This window comes from Streptomyces purpurascens, assembly GCF_045040895.1.
GTDB classification, from domain to species: Bacteria; Actinomycetota; Actinomycetes; order Streptomycetales; family Streptomycetaceae; genus Streptomyces; species Streptomyces purpurascens.
Window position 1 is genome coordinate 5,310,014 of sequence record NZ_CP108341.1, and the last position, 20,640, is coordinate 5,330,653.

General features: G+C 70.6%; 19 protein-coding genes. 8 read left to right on the forward strand and 11 right to left on the reverse strand.

Features of this window, described 5'->3' with window-relative positions; translation table 11 throughout:
- Both OHU35_RS24230 and OHU35_RS24235 read left to right on the forward strand, forming a co-directional pair.
- Window positions 1–534 (forward strand): amino-acid N-acetyltransferase, encoded by a 534-nt coding sequence (locus OHU35_RS24230; protein WP_189725877.1) that lies wholly within the window; start codon window positions 1–3, stop codon window positions 532–534.
- A gap of 223 nt (window positions 535–757) precedes the next feature.
- On the forward strand, window positions 758–1,093 hold the full coding sequence (locus OHU35_RS24235) for an Lsr2 family protein (RefSeq protein ID WP_010048839.1): 336 nt from the start codon (window positions 758–760) through the stop codon (window positions 1,091–1,093).
- A gap of 9 nt (window positions 1,094–1,102) precedes the next feature.
- Here OHU35_RS24235 and OHU35_RS24240 read toward each other — a convergent pair whose 3' ends face one another.
- On the reverse strand, window positions 1,103–1,840 hold the full coding sequence (locus OHU35_RS24240) for an SCO3374 family protein (protein ID WP_359890427.1): 738 nt from the start codon (window positions 1,838–1,840) through the stop codon (window positions 1,103–1,105).
- Between the two features lie 430 nt (window positions 1,841–2,270).
- On the opposite strand from OHU35_RS24240, the gene OHU35_RS24245 reads away from it, so the two are divergent.
- Window positions 2,271–4,796 carry an ATP-dependent Clp protease ATP-binding subunit gene (locus OHU35_RS24245; RefSeq protein WP_189725879.1) on the forward strand — a complete coding sequence of 842 codons (2,526 nt, stop codon included), beginning with the start codon at window positions 2,271–2,273 and terminating at the stop codon, window positions 4,794–4,796.
- Between the two features lie 66 nt (window positions 4,797–4,862).
- On the opposite strand, the gene OHU35_RS24250 is transcribed toward OHU35_RS24245, so the two are convergent.
- On the reverse strand, window positions 4,863–5,504 hold the full coding sequence (locus tag OHU35_RS24250; RefSeq protein WP_189725880.1) for an HAD family acid phosphatase: 642 nt from the start codon (window positions 5,502–5,504) through the stop codon (window positions 4,863–4,865).
- A gap of 437 nt (window positions 5,505–5,941) precedes the next feature.
- Between OHU35_RS24250 and OHU35_RS24255 the strand changes: the two genes are divergently transcribed.
- Window positions 5,942–6,655, forward strand: a complete 714-nt coding sequence (locus OHU35_RS24255) for a M23 family metallopeptidase (RefSeq protein ID WP_189725881.1) — start codon at window positions 5,942–5,944, stop codon at window positions 6,653–6,655.
- A gap of 15 nt (window positions 6,656–6,670) precedes the next feature.
- Here the strand turns inward: OHU35_RS24255 and OHU35_RS24260 are convergent, their stop codons facing one another.
- Window positions 6,671–7,267 carry a TetR/AcrR family transcriptional regulator gene (locus OHU35_RS24260; RefSeq protein WP_359890421.1) on the reverse strand — a complete coding sequence of 199 codons (597 nt, stop codon included), beginning with the start codon at window positions 7,265–7,267 and terminating at the stop codon, window positions 6,671–6,673.
- Between the two features lie 123 nt (window positions 7,268–7,390).
- On the opposite strand from OHU35_RS24260, the gene OHU35_RS24265 reads away from it, so the two are divergent.
- Entirely contained in the window at window positions 7,391–8,986 is a 1,596-nt protein-coding gene (locus tag OHU35_RS24265) for an MDR family MFS transporter (RefSeq protein WP_405506830.1), read from the forward strand.
- 87 nt (window positions 8,987–9,073) lie between these two features.
- Here the strand turns inward: OHU35_RS24265 and cseC are convergent, their stop codons facing one another.
- The 5 genes from cseC to OHU35_RS24290 all read right to left on the reverse strand — a co-directional run bounded on the left by cseC (window position 9,074) and on the right by OHU35_RS24290 (window position 13,671).
- Entirely contained in the window at window positions 9,074–10,429 is a 1,356-nt protein-coding gene (gene cseC / locus OHU35_RS24270) for a two-component system sensor histidine kinase CseC (protein ID WP_189725884.1), read from the reverse strand.
- Between the two features lie 7 nt (window positions 10,430–10,436).
- Window positions 10,437–11,138, reverse strand: coding sequence for a two-component system response regulator CseB (cseB, locus tag OHU35_RS24275; RefSeq protein ID WP_189725885.1), 702 nt, complete (start codon window positions 11,136–11,138; stop codon window positions 10,437–10,439).
- A gap of 126 nt (window positions 11,139–11,264) precedes the next feature.
- On the reverse strand, window positions 11,265–11,921 hold the full coding sequence (locus OHU35_RS24280; protein ID WP_405506833.1) for a hypothetical protein: 657 nt from the start codon (window positions 11,919–11,921) through the stop codon (window positions 11,265–11,267).
- Window positions 11,909–12,448, reverse strand: a complete 540-nt coding sequence (locus OHU35_RS24285) for a SigE family RNA polymerase sigma factor (protein WP_030251439.1) — start codon at window positions 12,446–12,448, stop codon at window positions 11,909–11,911. Before OHU35_RS24285 ends, OHU35_RS24280 begins: the two co-directional genes overlap by 13 nt.
- Before the next feature lie 281 nt (window positions 12,449–12,729).
- The gene (locus OHU35_RS24290; RefSeq protein WP_189725887.1) at window positions 12,730–13,671 is read right to left on the reverse strand and encodes an A/G-specific adenine glycosylase; all 942 of its coding nucleotides are present in this window, start codon (window positions 13,669–13,671) and stop codon (window positions 12,730–12,732) included.
- A 117-nt stretch (window positions 13,672–13,788) separates the two neighbouring features.
- Between OHU35_RS24290 and OHU35_RS24295 the strand changes: the two genes are divergently transcribed.
- Complete coding sequence (locus OHU35_RS24295; RefSeq protein ID WP_405506835.1) at window positions 13,789–15,369, forward strand: sensor histidine kinase; 1,581 nt, start codon at window positions 13,789–13,791, stop codon at window positions 15,367–15,369.
- The gene (locus tag OHU35_RS24300; protein ID WP_189725889.1) at window positions 15,366–16,022 is read left to right on the forward strand and encodes a response regulator transcription factor; all 657 of its coding nucleotides are present in this window, start codon (window positions 15,366–15,368) and stop codon (window positions 16,020–16,022) included. Before OHU35_RS24295 ends, OHU35_RS24300 begins: the two co-directional genes overlap by 4 nt.
- 20 nt (window positions 16,023–16,042) lie before the next feature.
- On the opposite strand, the gene OHU35_RS24305 is transcribed toward OHU35_RS24300, so the two are convergent.
- Window positions 16,043–16,684 (reverse strand): phosphatase PAP2 family protein, encoded by a 642-nt coding sequence (locus tag OHU35_RS24305; protein WP_405506837.1) that lies wholly within the window; start codon window positions 16,682–16,684, stop codon window positions 16,043–16,045.
- 175 nt (window positions 16,685–16,859) lie between these two features.
- On the opposite strand from OHU35_RS24305, the gene OHU35_RS24310 reads away from it, so the two are divergent.
- A complete protein-coding gene (locus OHU35_RS24310) occupies window positions 16,860–17,750 on the forward strand; it encodes a hypothetical protein (protein ID WP_189725891.1) in 891 nt (296 codons plus the stop codon).
- Window positions 17,751–17,851: 101 nt separating this feature from the next.
- On the opposite strand, the gene disA is transcribed toward OHU35_RS24310, so the two are convergent.
- Complete coding sequence (disA, locus tag OHU35_RS24315) at window positions 17,852–18,976, reverse strand: DNA integrity scanning diadenylate cyclase DisA (RefSeq protein WP_189725892.1); 1,125 nt, start codon at window positions 18,974–18,976, stop codon at window positions 17,852–17,854.
- An 80-nt stretch (window positions 18,977–19,056) separates the two neighbouring features.
- On the reverse strand, window positions 19,057–20,466 hold the full coding sequence (gene radA / locus OHU35_RS24320; protein WP_189725893.1) for a DNA repair protein RadA: 1,410 nt from the start codon (window positions 20,464–20,466) through the stop codon (window positions 19,057–19,059).
- Window positions 20,467–20,640: the final 174 nt, after the last annotated feature.

A 20,640-nucleotide genomic window follows, 5' to 3' on the forward strand; every position in this document is an offset into this window, starting at 1 on the left:
ATGTCCGCGAAGAGCCCCGAAGCCACCGCAAAAGCCATCACCGTCCGACGGGCCCGCACCAGCGATGTCCCGGCGGTGCGCCGTCTCCTTGACGCCTACGTCCGCGGCGGCAACCTGCTCGACAAAGCAACGGTGACGCTTTACGAGGACATCCAGGAGTTCTGGGTCGCGGAACGGGACGACAACGCGGAGGTCGTCGGCTGTGGTGCCCTGCACGTGATGTGGGAAGACCTCGCGGAAGTCCGCACTCTCGCGGTGAAGCCCGGCCTCAAGGGCGCGGGCGTCGGACACCAGTTGCTGGAGAAGTTGCTGCACACCGCCCGCTGGCTCGGCGTTCGTCGCGTTTTCTGTCTGACCTTCGAAGTCGACTTCTTCGTCAAGCACGGCTTCGTGGAGATCGGCGAGACGCCGGTCGACACGGATGTCTACGCGGAGCTGCTGCGTTCCTATGACGAGGGTGTCGCGGAGTTCCTCGGTCTCGAACGAGTGAAACCGAACACCTTGGGCAACAGCCGGATGCTTCTGCATCTGTGATCGTCGGCGATTGCGGATCGACACCTGCCCCGGTGCCCTATGTCCGAAACGCGCACGTTTCCGGACGGAGCCAGGGCTCCCGGTCTCTGCCGAGGGTTTGTGTTTTTCCGGCAAAAGCGGTTTGCTTTCCGACGTACTGCAGTACTGCATATAACAGGGGACGGCGATACGGCGGACGCCGGCACACTCCCCGGCCCTGAAGATATCGATGAAAGGAAATCCGGTGGCACAGAAGGTTCAGGTCCTTCTTGTCGACGACCTCGACGGTGGCGAGGCGGACGAGACCGTGACGTTTGCGCTGGACGGCAAGACGTACGAGATCGATCTCACCACCGCCAATGCGGACAAGCTCCGTGGCCTTCTCGAGCCTTACGTGAAGGGCGGTCGTCGTACCGGAGGCCGCGCTTCGGGCGGGCGCGGAAAGGCGCGCGCGGCTTCGAGCGGCAGCCAGGACACCGCGGCGATCCGCGCCTGGGCGAAGGAGAACGGCTACGAGGTCAACGACCGCGGCCGTGTCCCCGCGACCATCCGCGAGGCCTACGAGAAGGCCAACGGCTGAACAGCGGCACTACTGACCTTGCGTACGCAAGGCCGGCGGCTGGGCGCACGCGCGTCGCAGCCGGACCCGGTGGCAGTGCGTGGCCACCGTGTCCACCAGCCGTACGAGATCGGGGGCGTTTCCACCGCCCCCCAAGGCCGACAGCGTCGGCAGCGAGGCCTCGACCTCGCATCCCGGCTCGGGGGGCCGCAGCCACACGGCGGCCCCCTGGGAACCGACCGGGCCCAGGGCGAACGGCCGGCCGGTGAACGGCCCGGCCAAGGGCGGCAGCGTCACAGCCGCCCCAGGAGGCACAAGCCCGGCCCTCTGGCCGGGCAGCAGCGCGTTCTCACGGGGCACCAGCCGGCCCACCCCGTCCACCAGGCCCGGCACCGGCGCCTCCATGAAGCCGCCCGCGCCGATCGCGATCAGGTCGAGCGCCAGCGTTCCCCACTCCAGCCACTCCAGCAGCCCGGGCAACTCCTCCGCGCTGCCCGCGGCCACCAGCAGCCGCATACGGCCGCCCCGTACGGCCACGGGAGAACCCGGCCCCAGGTGCCGCAGCGCCGCGTGTCCCGCCTCGGCCGGCACGTCCAGGACGTCGAAGCGAACGCCCACCGCCAGCCGCACCGGATCCCCGGGCACCGTCGGCCAGCCCAGTTCCCTCTCGTACCACCGCCGGACCCGACAGCTCTCGTCGAGCGGCCGGCGGGGGAGCGGCACGAGCGGGGACGCGGACGCGGTCACGGGGTGCGGGGCGCCGAACATGCCAAGTGCAACCGCCGGAAGGACGTGCGAGTTACGCTGGGTGTCAGTGCGAGCGCACAGAGTGGCGAAATGGGGGCGCGCGGGGGGAGCCGGGAGGCGCAAGGTTGTTCGCCCGTAGCGGAGGGAACCGGGGCACCCGGCATGGACTTCCGGGCTCTACGGGTAAGACATCCCTAGTGGGAGGGGGCGACACGCAGGAAAGGCCGTCTCACGTTCGCCATCGGCGTACTGGCGATGGGGGTAACTGCCTGGCCTGCGGGAACATCGTCTCGCACCATCGGGTTGGAGCAGATGTCGGCGTTCGGGGTCAGGAGGCCATCGACGGTGTCGGCAGTTGGAATGAGCGGTCCCCGCTTGCGGGACTAAGCTGCGGAAGGACAGGGAGGGGAAGTTCCCCCCACTGCCTGACCGCTCTGAGGAGCGATTAACGATGTTCGAGAGGTTCACCGACCGCGCGCGGCGGGTTGTCGTCCTGGCTCAGGAAGAAGCCCGGATGCTCAACCACAACTACATCGGCACTGAGCACATCCTCCTGGGCCTGATCCACGAGGGTGAAGGTGTCGCCGCCAAGGCCCTTGAGAGCCTCGGGATTTCGCTCGAGGCGGTCCGCCAGCAGGTGGAGGAGATCATCGGGCAGGGGCAGCAGGCCCCGTCCGGGCACATCCCCTTCACCCCCCGTGCCAAGAAGGTCCTGGAGCTGTCGCTCCGCGAGGCCCTTCAGCTGGGCCACAACTACATCGGCACGGAGCACATCCTGCTCGGCCTGATCCGCGAGGGCGAGGGCGTCGCCGCCCAGGTCCTCGTCAAGCTGGGCGCAGATCTCAACCGGGTGCGGCAGCAGGTCATCCAGCTGCTCTCCGGTTACCAGGGCAAGGAGACCGCCACCGCCGGCGGGCCTGCCGAGGGCACCCCCTCGACGTCCCTGGTCCTCGACCAGTTCGGCCGGAACCTCACCCAGGCCGCTCGTGAGTCCAAGCTCGACCCGGTCATCGGGCGCGAGAAGGAGATCGAGCGGGTCATGCAGGTGCTGTCCCGCCGTACGAAGAACAACCCGGTCCTGATCGGTGAGCCCGGCGTCGGCAAGACCGCCGTCGTGGAGGGCCTCGCTCAGGCCATCGTCAAGGGCGAGGTGCCCGAGACCCTCAAGGACAAGCACCTCTACACCCTGGACCTCGGCGCGCTGGTCGCCGGCTCCCGCTACCGCGGTGACTTCGAGGAGCGCCTGAAGAAGGTGCTCAAGGAGATCCGCACCCGCGGCGACATCATCCTGTTCATCGACGAGCTCCACACGCTGGTCGGTGCGGGTGCCGCCGAGGGCGCCATCGACGCGGCCTCCATCCTGAAGCCGATGCTGGCCCGCGGTGAGCTGCAGACCATCGGTGCCACCACGCTGGACGAGTACCGCAAGCACCTGGAGAAGGACGCGGCCCTCGAGCGCCGCTTCCAGCCCATCCAGGTCGCGGAGCCGTCCCTGCCGCACACGATCGAGATCCTCAAGGGTCTCCGTGACCGGTACGAGGCCCACCACCGCGTCTCGATCACCGACGAGGCGCTGGTCCAGGCCGCCACGCTGGCCGACCGGTACATCTCGGACCGCTTCCTGCCGGACAAGGCGATCGACCTGATCGACGAGGCCGGTTCCCGGATGCGCATCCGCCGGATGACCGCGCCGCCGGACCTCCGCGAGTTCGACGAGAAGATCGCCGGTGTCCGCCGGGACAAGGAGTCCGCGATCGACTCGCAGGACTTCGAGAAGGCCGCCTCCCTCCGCGACAAGGAGAAGCAGCTCCTGGCCGCCAAGGCCAAGCGGGAGAAGGAGTGGAAGGCCGGCGACATGGACGTCGTGGCCGAGGTCGACGGCGAGCTGATCGCCGAGGTCCTCGCGACCGCCACCGGCATCCCGGTCTTCAAGCTGACCGAGGAGGAGTCCTCGCGTCTGCTGCGCATGGAGGACGAGCTCCACAAGCGGGTCATCGGCCAGGTCGACGCCGTCAAGGCGCTGTCGAAGGCGATCCGCCGTACGCGTGCCGGTCTGAAGGACCCGAAGCGTCCCGGTGGCTCGTTCATCTTCGCCGGCCCGTCCGGTGTCGGTAAGACCGAGCTGTCCAAGGCGCTCGCCGAGTTCCTCTTCGGCGACGAGGACGCGCTGATCTCCCTCGACATGTCGGAGTTCAGCGAGAAGCACACGGTGTCGCGTCTCTTCGGTTCGCCCCCCGGTTACGTGGGCTACGAGGAGGGCGGCCAGCTGACCGAGAAGGTCCGCCGCAAGCCGTTCTCCGTCGTCCTCTTCGACGAGGTCGAGAAGGCCCACCCGGACATCTTCAACTCGCTGCTGCAGATCCTGGAGGACGGTCGCCTGACCGACTCCCAGGGCCGGGTCGTGGACTTCAAGAACACGGTCATCATCATGACGACCAACCTCGGCACCCGGGACATCTCCAAGGGCTTCAACCTGGGCTTCGCGGCCTCGGGTGACACGAAGTCCAACTACGAGCGCATGAAGAACAAGGTGTCGGACGAGCTCAAGCAGCACTTCCGGCCCGAGTTCCTCAACCGCGTCGACGACGTGGTCGTCTTCCCGCAGCTGACCCAGGACGACATCCTCAAGATCGTCGACCTGATGATCGGCAAGGTGGACGAGCGCCTGAAGGACCGGGACATGGGCATCGAGCTCTCCCAGTCCGCCAAGGAGCTGCTGTCCCAGAGGGGCTACGACCCGGTGCTGGGTGCGCGTCCGCTGCGTCGCACCATCCAGCGCGAGATCGAGGACTCGCTGTCGGAGAAGATCCTCTTCGGCGAGCTGCGTCCCGGTCACATCGTGGTCGTGGACACCGAGGGCGAGGGCGAGGCCAAGACCTTCACCTTCCGGGGTGAGGAGAAGGCGGCCCTCCCGGACGTCCCGCCGATCGAGCAGGCGGCCGGTGGAACCGGGCCGAACCTGAGCAAGGACGCGTAAGCGTCACGGCTGAGTGAAAGGGGCCGGTGCTGAAAAGCACCGGCCCCTTTCGCATGCCCTGCGGCTTTACGACAGCTGCCCGTCGTAATCCGGCAGCTTGTACGTCTTCTCGGCATGGCCGCCCGAGAGATCGGTGGCGCTGTTGCCGATGTTCGCGATGATCGTGTAGCCCTTCTTCTCGATGTCGACGCGCTGGGCCGTCTTGTACTCGGCGACGTTCTTGAAGAGGTCGATGAAGTTCCGGACGTAGAGGCCGGAGACCCGGTAACCGGTCTGCTTGAGGTTGTACTCGGTGAACGAGGAGATGATGTCCGGGCGGGCGGTCACGAAGAACAGGGCGACGCCGTGCTCCTGGGCGTATCTGGCGGCCTCCAGGACCGGCTTGTTGGCCGGCTGCGGGTAACTGAAGCCGAAGTCGGTCTCCAGCGTCGTGTTGTCGATGTCGAAGACGATCGCCTGCTTCTCACCCGGCTTGGTGGCCGCGATCCGCTGCTTCAGATAGGGCAGCGCCTGGTCCATCACCGCCTGGCAGTCCTTCTGCCAGGTGGTGTAGTCGACGTCCGCCGCGGCGGCCGTGGCGGCGGCGGTGGCGGTCGTGGAGGCACGGGTGGCGGTCGTGGCGTCGGCCGGTGCGGCCATCGCCACGAGGGCTGCCGCCGATACGGCGGTCACTGCTGCGCGGCGCAACCAGGGGCGTCGGGTCTGCATGTCGTGGGGGTCCTCTCACGTCCGTGACGCTGCAACATGTCGTGTGCATGTTCGTGGGCGAGGGTGGCGCGAGGGGAACCGTAAGGTTACCGAACGGTAGGTGCCTAGAGGCGTGCGCCACATTTCCGGAATGGCTGAAGAGGGCCTCCGGTGACATGGCGCACAGGCGATATGTCCGTTACTAGGTGGAATAGTGGCTAACGGACCGGGAGGAAAGGGATTCTTGCCGCGCAGAGTGGGGGAAAGTGCGGTGCAGTGCGCGATTCGCCCCGTATGACTGCTGTGTCAAGAGACGTAGAACACTGAACCAAATTACTAACTTACGTCGTAGATCACGCTTTTTGGGGTTTGTCGGACTTCGGGTTACCAAGGGATGGCCATTCGGCGAGCGTCTGTGCGCCGGGTGGTTTCTCCGTCCCCTTCCACACGAGGTTTCGATGTCCCAGCGCGTCACGTCCCGTTCTTCCCGTACGTCCCAGCTCCGCACCCGTGCGACCGTGCTGGCCGCCGGCCTTGGCGTCTCGGTCGCACTGGGAGCCGGGGTCGCGTCCGCCGCCGACACCACGTCCGCGTCCGGCGCCGCCAGTGCCGTCCAGGCGCAGGCCGCCGCCCAGGCCAAGCACGCCAAGGCCGAGGCCGTGAAGGCCGAGAAGGCCGCCAAGGTCGCCGCCGCGAAGAAGGCGGCCGAGAAGCAGGCCGCTGCCAAGAAGGCCGCCGCCAAGAAGGCCAAGCCGTCCTGGGTCGACCCGGTGAAGAAGTACAAGCTCTCCGCGAGCTTCGCCCAGAACGGCGGCATGTGGGCGCACAAGCACAGTGGTCAGGACTTCGCCGTGCCGAGCGGCACCCAGGTCGTCGCCGCCCACGGCGGCACCGTGGTCAAGGCTGGCGGCAACGGCGCCGGCGACGGCCCCGCCTACGGCAACGCCGTCGTGATCAAGCACGGCAACGGCACGTACTCCCAGTACGCCCACCTGTCGAAGGTCACCGTGAACGTCGGCCAGATAGTCAAGACCGGCCAGGAGATCGCCAAGTCCGGCAACACCGGCAACTCGAGCGGTCCGCACCTTCACTTCGAGATCCGTACGACCGCGAACTACGGCTCGGCGGTCGACCCGGTGAAGTTCCTGCGCGCCAAGGGCGTGACGGTCTGACGACCCGCTGACCCGCTAGGAGCCCCCGGTTCCCCGGTGGGCCCGGGTCACGAGCTCGGTGGCGACCTCGAGGACGGCTTTGTCCTTCTCCTCGGGGTCGCCTTCCATTTCCTGGAGCAGGAACATCCCGGCGTGCAGCGTGAAGAGCGCGCTGGCGCAGCGGACCTGGTCGACCAGGTCCGCGTCCGGGTCGATGATGGTGTCCCGCAGGCTGCGGATGCGCTCCTTGAAGGAGTCGCCGATCCGCAGCTCCCGTACCGTCGCCTGGTTCTCGTGCATGAAGCGGAACAGCGGCGCCGCGTGGGACAGCGCCTCGGCGTAACGGCGGACGATCTCCTGCTTGGTCTCGAGGGTGTGCGGCTGCTGCCGGCCCCACTCGACCAGCTCGTCGATCGGCTGGGTGAGGTCCTCGAAGATGCTGACGAGGATCTCTTCCTTCGTCTTGAAGTGGTAGTAGAGCGCCGCCTTGGTGACGTCCAGGCGCTCGGCGATCTCACGCAGGGACGTCTTCTCGTAGCCCTGCTCCGCGAAGAGTCCGAGGGCCACGTCCTGGATGCGCTGGCGGGTGTTCCCGCGGCGCCGCTGCCTGGTGCCGTCCATGGTGCCGCCCATCCTCCTACGCCGCCCGCTTTCCATAAAACTTACTTGACGCCCGGCTAGTTCCGGAGCTAACTTCCCAGTGTAGTCACTAGCCGGTCGGCAAGTAAGTAGCGGTAGCTGGGGGAGTGGGAAGCGATGGCGGACACGACGGAAACACCGGCGGTCGGCGCCGGCAGCGGGGGGAAACAGCCGAAGAGCGTGCGGGTCGTCCTGCTCGCGCTGATGATCGCGATGATGCTCGCGATGCTCGACAACATGATCATCGGTACGGCGATGCCGACGATCGTCGGTGAGCTGGGCGGGCTCGAACACCTCGCCTGGGTCGTCACCGCCTACACGCTCGCGACCGCGGCCTCCACCCCGCTGTGGGGCAAGCTCGGCGACATGTACGGCCGCAAGGGCACGTTCATGACGTCCATCGTCATCTTCCTGATCGGCTCGGCGCTCAGCGGCATGGCCCAGAACATGGGCGAGCTGATCGGCTTCCGTGCCGTCCAGGGCCTCGGCGCCGGCGGTCTGATGGTCGGCGTCATGGCGATCATCGGTGATCTGATCCCGCCCCGGGAGCGCGGCAAGTACCAGGGCATGATGGCCGGCGTCATGGCGCTGGCGATGATCGGCGGTCCGCTGGTCGGCGGCACCATCACCGACAACTGGGGCTGGCGCTGGGCGTTCTACATCAACCTGCCGCTCGGCGTGGTGGCCCTGGCCGCCATCAGCGTGGTGCTGCACCTGCCGAAGAAGCGGTCCGAGGCGCGGATCGACTACCTGGGCGCCGCCCTGCTGACCATCGGCATCACCGCGATCGTGCTCGTCACCACCTGGGGCGGCACGGAGTACGCCTGGAGCTCCGCGCGGATCATGGAGCTGATCGGCATCGGGGTCGCCGCGCTCGTCGGGTTCGTGTTCTGGCAGACGAAGGCCGCCGAGCCGATCGTGCCGCTGCACATCTTCCGCAGCCGCAACTTCACGCTGATGTCGGTCATCGGCTTCGTCACCGGCTTCGTGATGTTCGGGGCCACGCTCTTCCTGCCGCTGTACCAGCAGTCCGTGCAGGGTGCTTCCGCGACGAACTCCGGGCTGCTGCTCCTGCCGATGCTCGGCGCGATGCTCGTCACGTCGATGGTCGCCGGACGGGTCACCACGAACACCGGCAAGTACAAGATCTTCCCGATCCTCGGCAGCGTCCTGATGATCGTCGGGCTCTACCTGCTCTCCACGATGGACACGGGCACCTCCCGCCTCACCTCCGGTGTCTTCATGGCCGTGGTCGGGCTCGGCATGGGCTGTCTGATGCAGATCACCATGCTGGTCGCGCAGAACAGCGTCGAGATGAAGGACATGGGCGTCGCGTCCTCGTCCACCACGCTCTTCCGCACCCTCGGCTCCTCCTTCGGCGTCGCGATCATGGGCGCGCTGTTCAACAGCCGGGTCCAGGACGTCATGGCCGAGCGGGCCGGGGCGCTGGGCTCCAAGGTGACCGAGCAGTCGGCGCAGATCGACGCGAAGGGCCTGGAGAAGTTGCCGGTGCTGGTCCGGGAGGCCTACCAGCACGCGGTCTCGGCCGGCACGCACTCGGCGTTCCTGCTCGGGGCGGTGGTGGCCGTGGTCGCACTCGCGGCGGCCGTGTTCGTGACGGAGGTACCGCTGAAGGGAGCGGGACCGAAGGCATCGGACGACGACACGGCGGACAGCCCGGCCGCGCAGACGCCGGTGGCCGAGTCCGTCTGACGGACCGCACGAAGGCCCCCGGGGTTTCGGCCCCGGGGGCCTTCGTCATGCCCGATCGCACAGGGCCCGTACGCCCTCAGGGCCGCGTCATGCCCCCGACCCCGGCAGCATCGGATAACTCCCCGTGTTCGTCGGCGCGTGCTCCGGCAGCCACAGGACCGCCACCGCGCCCTCGGCCGGCAGCTGCTCCGGTGTCCCGGGCGTGCGGACGTTGCGGAAGGTCAGCCGGGCGCCCAGCACCCGGGCCTGTCCGGCCGCGATGGTCAGGCCGAGGCCGTGGCCGTGGCCGGCCCGGTCCTTGCTGCCGGTGCGGAAGCGGCTCGGCCCCTCGGCGAGCAGGTCCTCGGGGAAGCCCGGGCCGTGGTCGCGGACCCGGATGACCCGGCCCTCCACCGTGACCTCGATGGGCGGCTTGCCGTGCCGGGCCGCGTTGGCCAGGAGATTGAACAGAACCCGCTCCAGGCGCCGCGGGTCGGTCGTGACCTCCGACTCGTGCACGACCCGCACCTCGATGGCCGGGTCCTTGGCCGTCACCCGCCGGGCGACGAACTCGCCCAGCATCAGGTCCTGCAGCTCCGCCCGCTCGGAGGCCCCGTCCAGCCGGGCCACCTCCAGTACGTCCTCCACGAGCGTGCGCATGGCCTTCGCCCGGTCCAGCACCAGCTCGGTCGGGCGCCCCGGCGGCAGCAGCTCGGCCGCGGTCAGCAGCCCGGTCACCGGCGTGCGCAGCTCGTGCGCGATGTCGGCGGTGACCCGGCGCTCCGCCTCGATGCGCTGCCTCAGCGTGTCCGCCATGGCGTCCACCGCGCTCGCCAGGTCGTCGGTCTCGTCCCGGACGACCCCGCCCATGGCGTCCCGCACCCGCACGTCCGTCTCGCCGCCCGCGAGCTGGTGGGCCGCGACGGCCGCCTTGCGCAGCCGCCGCGACAGGTGCCCGCCTATGAGCACGCCGAGCGCGCTGCCGCCCAGGACGACGGCGATGGACCCGATGAGCAGGGCCTGGTCGAGATCCTGGAGGATGTCCGAGCTGCGGTCGGTGAAGCCCGAGTGCAGGGACATCACATGCCCGTTCTTCAGCGGCACGGCGGCCCATATGTCCGGCGCGCCACCCGGCCGGTCCGCCACGTAGGTCGCCCGCTGGCCCACCTCGACCCGGTCCCGCAGCGCCTCCGGCAGATCCGGGTCGTCGATCTTGGTGTTGGGGAAGTTCATCCGCCCGGACAGCTCGAAGTTGCGCTGGGCGATCATGATGCGCTCGTCGGCGAGGTCGCGCGCGTTGTCCAGCATCGACACCCGCGCGGCGTTGTGCACGACCAGGCTCAGCGCGATCGCCACCAGCGCGCCGACCAGCGCGATGGCCGCGCTCAGCTTCCATCTGAGGCCCGTACGGATCCCCGCGCGTTCCACGCCCGTGGCGACCAGGCGCCGGAAGTGCCCCCTCATACCCTGCTCAGGCCTTCAACTTGTAGCCGAAACCACGGACCGTCTCGATACGGTCCTGGCCGATCTTCTGGCGCAGCCGCTGCACGTGCACGTCGACGACGCGGGTGTCCCCGCCCCAGCCGTAGTCCCACACCCGCTCCAGCAGCTTGTCGCGGGAGAGCACCGTGCCCGGCGCCGAGGAGAACTCCAGCAGCAGCCGCATCTCGGTCGGTGTCAGCGCCACCGGCTGCCCGGCCCGGCGGACCTCCATGCCCTCGGTGTCGACCTCCAGATCCCCGAAGGCCAGCATCCCGCCGTTCGCCGGGGAGTCCGGCTCCTCGGCCCGGCCGCCGCCCGCGTGCCCGAAGCGGCGCAGCACCGCGCGGATCCGGGCGACCAGCACGGCCCCGTCGAACGGCTTGGTCACATAGTCGTCGGCACCCGCCTCCAGGCCCAGCACCACGTCGATGGAGTCGGCCCGCGCCGACAGCATGATGACCGGCACGGTCGACTCGTCCCGGATGCGGCGGCACAGGCTGACCCCGTCGAGGCCGGGAACCATGACGTCCAGCAGCGCGATGTCGGGGCGGTCCGTCCGGAACGCCTCCAGGCCCGACAGTCCGTCGGGCATCGCGGTGACCACGAAGCCGTCCCGTTCCAGGGCGAGCTGCGTGGCCTCGCGGATGACGTCGTCGTCCTCGACGAACAGAACGTGGGTCTGGTCTGCCATCCCGGTGCTCTCAGTCCTCGTGTGGGTCGTGGGGTGCGTACATTCAGGGGACGCACGGTCCGTGCATCGCGTTCACCGAGAGATCGGTCCGAGCGGCCCGATCGGTTCACGCACGCCGTGCCCGCGTCAGCTCGCGGGCACCGGCGACGGGCTGTCGCCGACGACCTTGCCGTAGTCGTTGTGCGTGCGGTACTTCTCGCTGAACCGGCCGGAATCCCATCTGTACGTGATCACGTTCTCCCCGGAGGGGCTCGACACCGGGTCGCCCTTGTCGTACACCTGCTTGGTCACCACCAGGTCACCGCGGTCGATCTCCGCGTAGACCGGGGGTTCCTCGGCCTTGAACACATTCTCGTACGAGCCGTCCCGCTCGCGATACACATAACTGCCCACGCCCACCGCGTCACCGCAGGTCAGCACGTTGACGACGACGTCGTCGGCCGCCCCGCCGGTCAGCTTGCCGTAGGACACGTCGACGGGATACTCGTCGGCCACGCACGGCTTCAGCTCGCGCTTCACCTCGGGGGAGACCTTGGGGTCGTCCTTGACGAGCCGGACCGCGTTCACGGTGTCGGGGGTCTTGGACGGGGAGGCCGAGGGGGTGGCGGCGGAGGCGCCCGCCACCGAGTCGGCGTGCGCCGGGCCCTCGTCACGCGCGCCGGTGCCGCCGGCGCCACACCCGGACACGAAAAGGGCGAGGGCGGTGACCACGGCCGATGCCGTGCTCACCGCCTGGATGTTGCCCCGGGTCCGTGCAGACCCCTCGCCGGTCAGGCCGCGCACCGCTCCCGCTCCTCACGCTCCAGCGCGCGTGCGTCCAGATCGCGGGACTCCAGCTCCTCACGGAGCCGGGCGAGCGCCCGGTGCAGCGTGCTTTTGACCGTTCCGGCCGACATACCGAGGGCGGCGGCCGTCTCCTCCGTGGACATCTGCTCCCAGTGTCGCAGCACCACGACACTGCGCTGCTTCGGGGCGAGGACCTTCAGTATGTCCATCAGCAGGGCGCGGTCCGCGTGCTGTTCGGTGGCGTCGTCGACCGAGGCGTCCGGGAGCTGCTCGGTCGGGACCTCCTCCAGCTTGCGGGCCCGCCACCACTCGGTCCGCGTGTTGATCATCACCCGGCGCAGGTAGGCGTCCGCCAGCCGCTTGTCCTCGATGGTCTCCCAGCGGCCGTAGGTCCGTACCAGCGCCGTCTGCAGCAGATCCTGCGCGTCCGTCGGGTCCGGGACCAGGCGGCGAGCACTGCGCAGCAGTGCGTCCTGCCGGGTGCGGACGTACTCCTCGAACTCGAGCACCTCGCCCTGCGCCATGGTGAACCGCCTCCCGTTTCCCCGTTCCGGCCGGCTCCCCGCCGTCCGTGCACTGCCTGTGTTCCTTGGTCGTCCCGTGTCTTCCGGGAACGCTTTGAAGGTACGGAGGCGTTGTCACGGCGCTGTCCGAAGCAGCCTTCGGCTAGCACTCGGCTGTCCGTCGGTTGTGTAACGGCCGTCGGAACGGGGAACAGCGGTGGGGGTGTTGGGGTGACTATGAGGCGATTTGTCCACCCTACGTCTCCGTCACGGGAGACCCATGGCTGTGATCTGTCTGTACGTCAGGCCAGCGGCAGCCGGTACATCCCGCCCGCCAGCGGCTCCACCAGGCCGTCGGCGACCAGGCCGTCCAGGGCGCGGGCCCGCTGCACCGGCTCGTGCCACACGCGGTCGAGCGCCGCCTGCGGAACCGGGGCGTGGGCCTCCCGCAGCACGGCGAGCAGCCGCCCGCGGACCTGCCGGTCGGTGCCCGCGTAGGTCTGGCCGCGGCGCGGCGGCCCGTCGTGCTCCGGCTTGCCCGCCAGCCGCCACGCGCACTGCGCGGCGATCGGGCAACGGTGGCACGACTCGCTCTTCGCCGTGCACACGAGCGCGCCCAGCTCCATGGAGGCGGCGGCCCAGCGGGCGGCGGTCGGCTCATCCTCGGGGAGGAGCGCGCGGGCCAGTTTGCGCTCGGCGGCGGTGGTGGCGTTCGGCGGGTACTGCACACCGGTGACCGCGCGGGCGAAGACCCGGCGCACGTTGGTGTCCAGTACCGGGTGCCGCTGCCCGTAGGCGAAGGAGGCGACGGCGGCGGCCGTGTACTCGCCGATACCGGGCAGCGCCAGCAGCTGGGCGTGGTCGGCCGGTACGTCGCCGCCGTGCCGTTCCGTTATGGCGACGGCGGCGCCGTGCAGCCGCAGCGCGCGGCGCGGGTAGCCGAGCCGGCCCCAGGCGCGGACGGCCTCGCCGGGCGCCTCCTTGGCCAGGTCGGCGGGGCGCGGCCAGCGGGCCAGCCACTGCTCGTAGACGGGCAGGACGCGGCTCACCGGCGTCTGCTGGAGCATGAACTCACTGACCATCACGCCCCACGCCCCGGCCTCGGGGCGCCGCCACGGCAGGTCGCGGGCGTTGTCGTCGAACCAGTCGATGACGGGGGAGTGCAGGTCCCCGCCCGGCGGCGGGCCGGACGCGGTGTCGATGGGGCCGGAGCTGGTGCGCGGGGTGTTCGTGGGAGCAGTCATGGCCATTCGATCCTGCCACGCGAGAGCCGCGAATCGGGCACACCGCGACCCGAGAGGGCGAGGTACCTGACGATCGGCAGCAGTGCCGCCCCGCTGTCCGCCGATAGCGTCGGCCGAATGGAACGTCCTCGTTCGGCGCGGCTCGCCCGGGGCGCCCTCCTCTGGGTCGCCCTCGCCCTTCCCGCGCTCACGGCGGACCGGATCGGTCTGAACGAGCCGCGCACGGTCTGGCAGCAGGCCGCCGGAGTGGCGGTGCTGGCCGGGGCGGCCGGCCTGTCCCGGCGGCTTCCGCTCGCCGCCTTCGGGCTCGCGGCCGCCCTGAGCCTGGCCGCCGCCCCGGCCCTGTTCACCGTCTCCTACGGCCCGGCCCTCGGCGTGTTCGCACTGCTGCTCGGGCTGCGGGCGGGCCGGGCCCGCCCCGCGGTGCTGTGCTTCGCCGCCGTCGGCTGCGCGGGCACCGTGCGGATCGTGCTCGTCGGGGTCGACCCGGCCCCCGAGTGGCTGGTCATGACGGGCACGCTGCTCTTCGGCTGCGTCTTCCCCTGGCTCGGCGGGCGCTACTGGCGGCAGAGCCGCGAGCTGGCCGCGGAGGGCTGGCTGCGGGCGGCCCGCCTGGAGGACGAGCAGCGCCTCACCGAGGAACGCGCCCGGCTGCGCGAACGCTCGCGGATCGCCCAGGACATGCACGACTCCCTCGGCCACGAGCTGAGCCTCATCGCCCTGCGCGCGGGCGCCCTCCAGGTCGCCCCCGGCCTCGCCGGCGAACACCGGACAGCGGCGGCGGAACTGCGCGGGGCGGCCGCCGACGCCACGGACCGGCTGCACCGCATCATCGGCGTCCTGCGGGAGGAGGACGACGAGCCGGTGCCGCTGACCCCCGCGGGCGAGACCCTGGAGCAACTCGTCGCCCGCGCGGCGGAGTCGGGGCTCCCCGTGCGCTGGGAGCAGCCCGCCGGGCAGGGCACGCCCGCGGCGCCCGGCGGGCTCACCGAACGGCTGCTGTACCGCGTGGCCCGGGAGGCGCTGACCAACGCGGCACGGCACGCACCGGGCGCCCCCGTGGTCGTGGCGGTGACCGGGCGGGCCGAGGGGACGTCCGTCACCCTCACCAACGGCCCGTCCACCAAGCGGAGTTCCCGGCCCTGCGGAGGCGGCACGGGCCTGCTCGGTCTGCGGGCCGCCGTGACCGCCGTCGGCGGGGAGTTCGAGGCGGGCCCGCAGGGGGAGGGTTTCCGCGTCAGGGCGTACGTCCCCGCACAGCAGACCGCGACCAGGCCGCCCCGCCCCGCCCTCGCCCCGTTCATCCACTCCCGCCGCCGCGTGGCCGTCGGCCTCGGCACCGCGGCCGGCGTGGGCGCCGTCCTCGTCGGCGCCGCCTTCGGCTGGTACGCGTACGCGGAGAAGCACTCGGTGCTCGCACCCGCCGCCTACGCGACACTGCGCCTGGGCGCCCCGGCCGCCGACGTCGAGCGGGTGCTGCCCGAGCGGGACGTGAACGACCCGCCCGCCGAGCGGGCGCCGACACCGGCACCGGAGGGTGCCGTCTGCCGTTACTACCGGGCGAGCGGTGAGCTGTTCGTCTCCGTCGACCACTTCAGACTGTGTTTCGACGCCGGGCGGCTCGTCGCCAAGGACGTGGTCCCGCGCGCCGGCCTGTCCGGCGAAGGCCGGGAAGAATACGAGGAGTTCTCACAGTGATCCGCGTGCTGCTGGCCGACGACGAGGCGATGGTGCGGGCCGGGGTGCGCGCCATCCTGGGCAGCGGCGGTGAGACGGAGGTCGTCGCCGAGGCGGGCGACGGCCGCGAGGCGGTCGAGCTGGCCCGCGCCCACCGCCCGGACGTGGCCCTGCTCGACATCCGCATGCCGCGCCTGGACGGCCTCACGGCGGCGGAGGAGATCGTCCGGACCGTGCCCGGCACGGCCGTCGCGATGCTCACCACCTTCTCCGAGGGCGCCTATGTCACCCGCGCCCTCGGCGGCGGCGCCACCGGGTTCCTGCTGAAGTCCGGGGACCCGTACGAACTGATCGCCGGTGTACGGGCGGTGGCCGCGGGCGCCGCGTTCCTGTCGCCGAAGGTGGCCCGGTACGTCATCGACGAGGGCCTCGGCGGCGGCCGGCTCACCCGCGAGGCACAGGCACGCGCCCGTGTGTCCGCCCTGAGCCCCCGCGAACGCGAGGTGCTCGGCCTGGTCGGCGCCGGCCTGTCCAACCCGGAGATCGCCGCCCGGCTGCACCTCGTCGAGGGCACGGTGAAGGCGTATGTGAGCGCGGTCCTGGACCGGCTGGGCGTGCGCAACCGCGTGCAGGCGGCGATCGTGGCGTACGAGGCGGGACTGGTGGGACCGTGACACCCGTGACGCCCGTCGGCTCAGGGCCGCGCCTGTGTCCCGTACGACGGTACGGGCGCAGGGCCCGGCCCGGTGACCCACCGCGCGGCCGGTGCCGGCGAGCCGCGCATGGCCCCGGCCAGCCGCGTCATCGGACCCGTCCCCAGCCGTATGGCGACGAGGGCGACGAGCGTGCCGAGGCCCAGCCCCGCGACCACGTCGTGCGGATAGTGCACGCCGACGTAGACCCGGGAGAAGGCCATCAGCAGGGCGAGCGGGGCCGTCAGCCACAGGAGTGTGCGCCGGACCAGGGCCAGGGCGACGGCCGCGGCGCCCGCGATCGTGGCGTGGTTGGACGGGAAGGACCAGTCGCCGTGCGGCGGACACTCGGCCAGGGACGCGGCCGCACCGGCGACCGCCCGGCACGGACGCTCCTGCGTGACAGCGGACTTGAGCACCTCACTGCACACATACGCCACGGCCGTGGCCAGAGGTGCAAGGGCCGCGATCGCGAACGCGCGGGGGGTGTCGCGGCGGGCACGCCACCAGGCTGCGGCGAACAGCAGGGCGAAGACCAGCAGTCCGCCCTCCGTCCATAACCCGGCCCCGTGCTGTATCCACGTCGGGGAGTCGTCGGCGGAGTCGGTGATGTCGCGGTAGAGCGCGGTGTCCTCGAAGTCCATGGTCACGGACGGTAGGTGGCGGGCCCATCCCGTCACACCCAGCGATCGTCGGGTGCCGTACCTGACGAAAGACAGGGGTGGGACGGCTCCTTCCGGCATGATGATCCGGAAAAGTTGTGAGCCTGAGCGGCGGGTGGGACCGGTGAACGCGCCGATCTCTCGTAAGGTTTGCGCCGTGGGATCTCTGCGCAATCCGGTCGGGCCGCTTCCCTCCTCCATCTACTGGCGTCGGAGGGTCGTACTGGTGTCCGTGGCTGCCCTGTTGGCGCTGCTGACCACCTGGCTCGTGACCATGGGCGGCACAGGCGGCAAGGACCGCGACAACGGCGCCAACGGCAAGAATCCCGCGCCCTCCATCACTCCCGGCCCGTCGAGTTCGGGTCCGGCCATCAGCCAAGCGCCGGGCGGGCGCGACGAGTCGGGCGACGAGGGCTCGGGCGGCTCGTCGTCCGGGTCCGGGGCAGGGTCCGGCGGCGGTTCGGGTGACGGCTCGGGCGGCGGCTCCGGGGACGGTTCCGGCACGGGCTCCGGCGGCGGTTCCGGCTCCGGCGGGTCCGAGGGGTCGAGCGGTTCGGGCGGCTCCGGCGGTGCCGGTGGCTACGACGGCGGTACCACGGTGGGCGGCGTCGGCGGGGGCGACACGCTGCCGGCCGGTTCCATGCTGCCCAACTGCACCGCGAGCGCCGTCAAGTTCAGCCTGCGCAGCCAGCACAACAGCTACGACCCCGAGCAGACGCCCACGTTCCTGCTGACCGCGCGGAACGTCTCCGGCCACGACTGCAAGATCGATCTCGGGCCGAAGAACGCCGTGTTCACGATCACCGAGGCGAGCGCCGACGACGACTACTGGTCCTCCAAGGACTGCCCCAAGGTCGCCGGCAGCCGGCTGTACCGCGTTCCCGCTGGCAGCGGCATCACCTACGCCCTGAAGTGGGACCGCAAGCCCAGCGCCCCCGAGTGCGCCACGCCTCCCGCGGGCTCGGCCGGGGCGGGCACATACCTGGTGGAAGCCAAGGCTCCGGGCTATGCGAAGGTGCAGACGTCGTTCGTCCTGAAGAACGATTAGCCGCTTGTCGTTCAGTCGGCCGCTTGGTCTTCATGCGTGAGGGGGGTGTTCCCGACCGGGAACACCCCCCTCACGCATCAGCGTGCGCCGAAGGCCGGACGCTAGACGTACCGCTCCAGGATCGACGACTCCGCCAGCCGCGACAGGCCCTCCCGCACGCTGCGCGCCCGGGCCTCGCCCACGCCGTCCACCGTCTGGAGGTCGTCGACGCTCGCGGCGAGCAGCTTCTGCAGGCCGCCGAAGTGCTCCACCAGACGGTCGATGATCGCGCCGGGGAGCCGGGGCACCTTGGCGAGGAGGCGGAAGCCGCGCGGGGACACCGCCGAGTCCAGCGTCTCGGGCGAGCCCGTGTAGCCCAACGCCCGTGCCACGATGGGAAGTTCGAGCAGCTCGGCGTGGGTGAGGGCGTCGAGCTCGGACAGGGCCTCGTCGACCGTGCGGGACCGCTTGGCCGTGGGCTCGGGGACGTAGTCCCGGACGACCAGCTCGCGCTCGGGCTCCACGCCGGCGATCAGCTCGTCGAGCTGGAGGGCCAGCAGGCGCCCGTCCGTGCCGAGCTCCACCACGTACTCGGCGATCTCCGTCGCGATGCGGCGCACCATCTCCAGGCGCTGGGCGACCGCCGAGACGTCCCGGACGGTCACCAGGTCCTCGATCTCCAGCGCCGACAGCGTGCCCGCGACCTCGTCGAGGCGGAGCTTGTAGCGCTCCAGGGTGGCGAGGGCCTGGTTGGCGCGGGACAGGATCGCCGCCGAGTCCTCCAGGACGCGGCGCTGGCCGTCGACGTACAGGGCGATCAGCCGCATCGACTGGGAGACCGAGACCACCGGGAAGCCGACCTGCCTGCTGACGCGGTCCGCGGTGCGGTGCCGGGTGCCGGTCTCCTCCGTCGGGATCGTCGGGTCCGGGACCAGCTGCACGCCCGCGCGCAGGATCTTCGACAGGTCCGAGGACAGCACGATGCCGCCGTCCAGCTTGCACAGCTCACGCAGACGGGTCGCGGTGAACTCGACGTCCAGCACGAAACCGCCGCTGCACAGCGCCTCGACCGTCTTGTCGGAGCCCAGCACGATGAGACCGCCGGTGTTGCCCCGGAGCACGCGCTCCAGGCCGTCACGCAGGGCGGTTCCGGGTGCCACGGCGCTCAGTGAAGCGCGCATCAGGCCATCGGTACCGGCACTCCCACCGGATTTTCCGGGAGCTGCTGCCCGGTCGTTGGCTGCCACTGCACTCCTCCGGTCGCAGGTTCTGGGGCGCCCCGTGTCGCACACTTGGTTCGCACGGACGGGCGAGACCTGGGCAAAGTCTACCGGCGACCCTCCTCGTCCCGCGGGGCCTCTCTGCGACGGGAGCGCGGAAGGACCCGCAGCGCGTCCCCTATGTCCGAGACTTCCAGAACCTTCATACCCGCGGGGATCTTGCCCGGGTCGCCCGGTACCAGGGCGTGTGTGAAGCCCAGACGGTGGGCTTCCGCCAGCCTGCGCTGCACGCCCGTGACCCGTCTCACCTCGCCCGCGAGGCCGACTTCCCCGATCGCGACCAGGTTCTTGGGGAGAGGTGTGTCACTCGCCGCGCTCGCCAGGGCCAGGGCGACGGCCAGGTCCGCCGCGGGCTCCGAGAGCTTCACGCCGCCGACCGTCGCGGAGTAGATGTCCCGCTTGCCCAAGGCGCTGATCCGGCCGCGCTGTTCCAGCACCGCCAGCATCATCGAGACGCGGGAGGTCTCCAGGCCCGAGGTGGTGCGGCGCGGGGAGGGGATCTGCGAGTCGACCGTGAGCGCCTGGACCTCGGCGACCAGCGGGCGGCGGCCCTCCAGGGTGACGGTCAGACAGGTGCCCGGGACCGGTTCGGCCCGGCGTGTCAGGAAGAGTCCGCTCGGGTCCGCGAGGCCCGTGATGCCCTCGTCGTGCAGTTCGAAGCAACCGACCTCGTCGGTGGTGCCGTAGCGGTTCTTGACGCCTCGTACGAGGCGGAGGCGGGCGTGCCGGTCGCCCTCGAAGTGCAGCACCACGTCCACGAGGTGTTCCAGCAGGCGCGGGCCCGCGATGGCGCCGTCCTTGGTGACATGGCCCACGAGCAGCGTGGACATGCCGCGTTCCTTCGACGCCCGGATCAGGGCCCCGGCGACCTCCCGCACCTGGGCCATGCCGCCGGGCGCGCCGTCGATCTCCGGGGAGGCCACGGTCTGCACCGAGTCCAGGATCAGCAGCGACGGCTTCACCGCGTCCAAGTGGCCCAGCACCGCCGCCAGATCCGTCTCGGCGGCCAGGTACAGATGGTCGTCGATGGCGTTGATGCGGTCGGCGCGCAGCCGGACCTGGCTCGCCGACTCCTCGCCCGTGACGTACAGCGTGCGGTGCTCGTCGCTCGCCGACTTGGCCGCCACGTCGAGCAGGAGCGTCGACTTGCCGACGCCCGGCTCGCCCGCGACCAGCACCACCGCGCCGGGGACCAGGCCGCCGCCGAGCACGCGGTCCAGCTCGGGCACGCCGGTGGTGCGGGCCGTCGCCCGGCGGCCGTCCACCTGGCCGATGGGCAGGGCGGAGGTGGTGACCCTGCCCGGTGCCGTCGTACGGACCGCGGGCGTGCCGTACTCCTCGACCGTCCCCCAGGCCTGGCACTCGGGGCAGCGGCCGAGCCACTTCGCCGTCTGCCACCCGCACTCCGTGCAGCGGTAGGACGGGCGGTCCTTGGTGGTCTTCGTACGGGCAGCCATGGACGAACCGTAGCCGCAGGCACTGACACCGCGGGGACCGGAAGGCGCGGCCACCTGCGCGCCAGGGCCCCGCCACCCCGCGCCAGCGGCGGAACAACAGGTTCCTGTCCCCTATTGAGGGATCGTTTCACCCGTACGGATTAAATGTGCTCAAGCCGCCGGAAGGTAACACTC